Annotated in this window: 4 protein-coding genes and 2 pseudogenes; all 6 read right to left on the bottom strand. The window is 68.2% G+C overall.

The genetic code is table 11. The features are described 5' to 3' along the window. Nucleotides 1-977, bottom strand: a 977-nt coding sequence (locus tag AC08OP_RS17580; protein WP_476615186.1) for a restriction endonuclease subunit S, incomplete at its 3' end; no start/stop codon positions are given. Further along, nucleotides 974-2,083, bottom strand: a complete 1,110-nt coding sequence (locus tag AC08OP_RS17575; protein WP_476615185.1) for a type I restriction-modification enzyme R subunit C-terminal domain-containing protein — start codon at nt 2,081-2,083, stop codon at nt 974-976. The genes AC08OP_RS17575 and AC08OP_RS17580, both read right to left, overlap by 4 nt. Beyond that, nucleotides 2,084-2,617, bottom strand: a complete 534-nt coding sequence (locus AC08OP_RS17570) for a hypothetical protein (RefSeq protein WP_476615187.1) — start codon at nt 2,615-2,617, stop codon at nt 2,084-2,086. 6 nt (nt 2,618-2,623) lie between these two features. Beyond that, nucleotides 2,624-2,863, bottom strand: a pseudogene (locus AC08OP_RS17565) (DEAD/DEAH box helicase family protein); the annotation flags it as partial. Between the two features lie 31 nt (nt 2,864-2,894). Continuing rightward, nucleotides 2,895-3,257 (bottom strand): annotated as a pseudogene (locus AC08OP_RS17560) (DEAD/DEAH box helicase family protein); the annotation flags it as partial. A gap of 767 nt (nt 3,258-4,024) precedes the next feature. Then, a partial coding sequence (locus tag AC08OP_RS17555; protein ID WP_476615184.1) for a histidine phosphatase family protein occupies nt 4,025-4,327 on the bottom strand: 303 nt, incomplete at its 5' end.

The raw sequence follows: 4,327 nt of genomic DNA, 5'->3' as shown, positions 1-4,327 counted from the left end.
CCCCACACCCACCCACGTCCGAGCTTATCGCGGTCCCCACCTTCGTTCAGAAGAACATCGCCCGGCTGAAGAGTGAGCGCACGAGCCTTGGCTGCGGGCACCCGGATCGTCGATATCTTCGCAAGATCCAGATAACCTCGCTGCACATTCGCCACACGCAGGTACGGAACCTCAGGAAGGTCCGGGTCGGATTGCTTCTTGCCGTCCTTGGTCACCCCACCCACCACGTCGGCGATCTCTCCAAGACGGCACCAGCGCCACTCCAGTGGAATCCCCGGAACATCACCGTCTACCGACACTCGCTCATGAAGAAATGTGACACGTGGCGCGTCGGCCCACCGACCAACCCTGCCGAAGCACACCGCCGACAGCAACGAACTTCGCAGATGATCAATTCGCAATAACGTACGTTCCAACCCGCCTACGCCTTGCCTGATTCTCTCAAGCGACCCTTCGAGGACTGCGACAATGCGGCGCTGCTCGACCAACGGAGGCACCGGGAGAGGTACACGTCGCAGCTCCCCGAGGCCAAGACGAGGTCGACCGACTCCCCTGATCTTGGACGCCGAATATCTTCGAGACTGCGGTGAGGTCAGGGCATGAAGCAGCCAACTCGGTTCGATGGAAGGGTGGGGCCGAACCCGAATACAATCGGCCTTCACGACAGCTGGTACTCCGAGATCCGGAACAATACATGCCCGAGGGAGTTCCTCATCCAGCGAGGCAGCAACGAGGTCACCCGCGTGCACTTCGTGCGCACGCAACTCCTCGAAATGATCGAGGTCTATATAAGCCTTGTCGCTGTCGTTGAAAGCACCGTCACCAATGTTCTGAAGGCGAATCACTCTGGCACCCGACGAAGTATAGTGGCGCGAAGCCAGGTTCGACCCAAAAGGCCCGTCGGTGATGGCTCTGGGTTCTACCGCCAGCAAGTCTTCCAGACAGGCCCATTCCCAGCCGGGGGGGAGGTCGGTCATGCGGTGAGGCCGGCGCGGAGGGTGTCGAGGACGGTGCTGGCGCGGTCATTACCGAAGGCGGCCAGGAAACCGTCCGTTCCGCCGCGTTGGGTGAACGGCCACTCGTCCAAGTCGCCGTCAGCGAAGCCCGCCGCACTCACCACGATCTCCTTGATCTTCTCCAGCCACCACGTCTGGTCGTGGGTGAACGCGACGCCGGCGTGCCGCTGCGCGGTGAGCCAGGCGGTGAACCGCTCCTCGACGACGGTCCGGTGGGGTCGCGGCTGGACGTCAACGCCCAGCTCATAGCGGATCAGCCCGATCAGATCCAATGGTCCGTAATTTACCTCCGGCTCCTCCGGCGCCAGCCCCAGCACCCGGTACGACCGCCACAGCGTAGTCGGCGACCACAGGTACGGTGGTCGGGCGATCCGCGCCGCCAGCTCGATCACCTGGGCGTACACCGGCCGCGGCCCGCCGCCGTGCTCGTAGGACGCCTCAATCAGAGCGATCTCGTCGTGGTGCTCGCGGAGGAACGCCCGCCAGGAGGTGACCTGATCGCGCGCCAGCTCGGTCCAGTCGACGCCCCCGGCGGAGAGCAGGACGTCCGCGTTCACCTCGTCGATGGTGATCTCGTGGGCGCGGCGGATCTCCAGCATGCGGGCGCGTAGGGCGGGATTGGCCGCCAGCGGGCGCACCGCCGCCTTCACCAGCTCGCGGATAGCGGCCGGGCCGGCGGCCTCGGCGTCGGCCAGCCGGTCCGGGTCGGCGGCCTGGATCAGGCTGCCAATCACGGACGTCAGCGGCGTCTGCGCGAGGGCCTCCAGCTCGGTGCGTTCCTCGGCGGTGAGCTGCTGGTTGAGCCGGGCGAGCCGGGCGAGCCGGGCGAGCCGGGAGGCGAGTGTCGCCGTTTCCGCTGTGGTGATCTCCAGGCTGCCGGCCTTGCGCAGCAACGCCTCCAGGCTGATCTGCCGTTCGGTATGCCGGGTCAGTGGGGCCGCGTCCACCCGCTTCGTGTCGACGACGCCGACCGCGTCGACCAGTACGAACCGGTCCTTGGTGCGCGCGTCCGGGGTGACGCTCTGGAACTCGGTCGGGTCGATCGTCCGCGCGCCGCGCCCCTTCATCTACTCGAAGGCGACCGGGCTCTTCGGGTTGCGCAGGAACAGCAGGCATTCCAGCGGACGCACATCCGTCCCGGTGGAGATCATGTCGACGGTGACGACGACGCGGAGCTCCGCCGAGTTCCGGAACGAGGCCAGCAGCTCCTCGGTGTTCCGTACCGAGCAGGTGATCTTCGCGGCGAAGTCGTTGCCCCGGTTGAAGACCTCCCGGATCCTGCGGACGATCTCGTCAGCGTGGTTGTCGTCGCGGGCGAACACCAGCGTCTTCGGCGCCTCGGTGCGGCCCGGGAAGATCTCGGTGAACAGCCTGTCCCGGAACGTCGTGAGCACCAGGTCGAGGTTTCCCTCGCTGATGACGGATCGGCCGAGCTGGTCCGGGCCGTAGCTGAAGTCGTCGTCCAGCTCCTCGTACCGCTGCGCCCGGGTCCGCCGGTCACGGCGCGGCACGGTGATGCCGGCCTCGATGGTGTCGCCCCGCTCGCCATGCTTCGTGCGGATGCGGTAGACGTCGAAGTCGACGTTGACCTTGTCCGCCACCGCCTGCTGGTTGGTGTACTCGCTTACCAGGTTCCGCTGGCAGTACCCCAGCGTCTGCTTCGTCGGAGTCGCGGTGAGCCCGACCTGGAAGGCCTCGAAGTACTCCAGCACCGCCCGCCATTTCCCGTAGATGGAACGGTGACACTCGTCGATGATGATGAGGTCGACACTCTCCGGCCGGCTCGGCGTCCTCGTCGCCCATCTCCGCCGGGCCGTCGTCGAGGTCCGGGTCGTCGGTGTCGGCATCCGGCACGCTGCGGCCCGACAGCACCGCGTACAGCCGCTGGACCGTCGAGATAACCACCTGCCAGGAGTCGGCCATCCCCGAGCCGGCGAGGATCTCGGCGTTGTACAGGTCGGTGAACCGGCGGCCGTCATCCGGGATCGGGTAGCCGGAGAACTCGGTGCGCGCCTGCCGGCCCAGGTTGTTGCGGTCCACCAGGAACAGGACGCGGCGGGCCCGCGCGTGGCGCAGCAGCCGGCAGCTCGCGGTCACGGCCGCGTACGTCTTTCCCGCACCGGTCGCCATCTGGATCAGCGCCCGCGGCCGGCCGGCGGCGAGCGAACGTTCCAGCCCGGTCACCGCGTCGACCTGCGCCGGCCGCAGCGACCCGGTGGCCAGCGGAAACGCCGCCGGCATCGCGGCGAGCCTGGCCCGCAGGGTCGGGTACGCCGGGTCCTCGTCGGCCTCCCGCATCCATCGGGCCAGTGTCGCCGGCTGGTGGAAGGAGAAGACCCGCCGGGCCCTCGGCGCGGGGTCGAGGTCGTTGGTGAACTGGGTCTCCACCGCCGTTGTCTCGTACCGGAACGGCAGCGGGGCACGCCAGGCGGCCATCCGCTGCTCCTTCGTCAACGTCTCCGCGTATCGGGCGGACTGGCTCTCTACCTGGGTGAGCGGCGTCCCCTCCCGCTTCGCCTCGATCACACCGACCAGCGCCTGGTTGACGTACAGCAAGTAGTCGGCCGGACCGGAGACCGTGCGCCCCTCACGCACCGCCACCCCGTCGGCGGCGAACAGGTTCAGCGCGGAGACGTCCTGCACGACCCATCCGGCCGCCCACAGCATCCGGTCGACCTCGGCCCGGACCTGGACCTCCGTGCGCGGCTCGCGGGCCGCCACCCTGGCCCGTTGGATGAACGCCTCACGCTCGTCCGCCGTCGTCCGCCGCTCACGGCCGCCCACCCCGGATACCCGCACGCCGGTCTGCGGGGACAGCACCTCACGCACCGACATCGCGTCGGCGTCGGCGTCGGCGTCGGCGTCGGCGTCGAACACCATCCCCTCGACCGCACCACCGACCTGCGCATCGGACCGGTCCGCGGAAGAGACCACCGTGAGCCTCGAGATCCGCCCATGGAGATCCACAACGGTGGAATGCAGCGCCTGCGTCTCCGCCTGAGCTGCCCCTATTCGCCGTAGATCGTCTGGCCCGTCATGTGATGGGTGTCGTTGAACCCGCGTAGCACCGCCGGGCCGTCGGAGTACCAGTCGATAGTCGTTATCGACACCAGATCCAGGTGGAGGCGGTAGAGCACGGCCGGTTCCGCCGCCAGCGCCAGCTGGGCCAACCCCTTGATCGGCGTGACGTGTGAGACGACGAGGACCCGCCCGCCCGGCTGCTCGGCGAGCAGCCGGTCACGCACCCGCGCCACCCGGGCCACGGTGGCGATCAGGCTCTCCCCGCCGGGCGGCGGGACGTGCGGGTCGGC

It is taken from the genome of Frankia sp. CeRuru1, from assembly GCF_977966315.1.
This window is presented reverse-complemented; position numbering and strand designations above follow the sequence as displayed.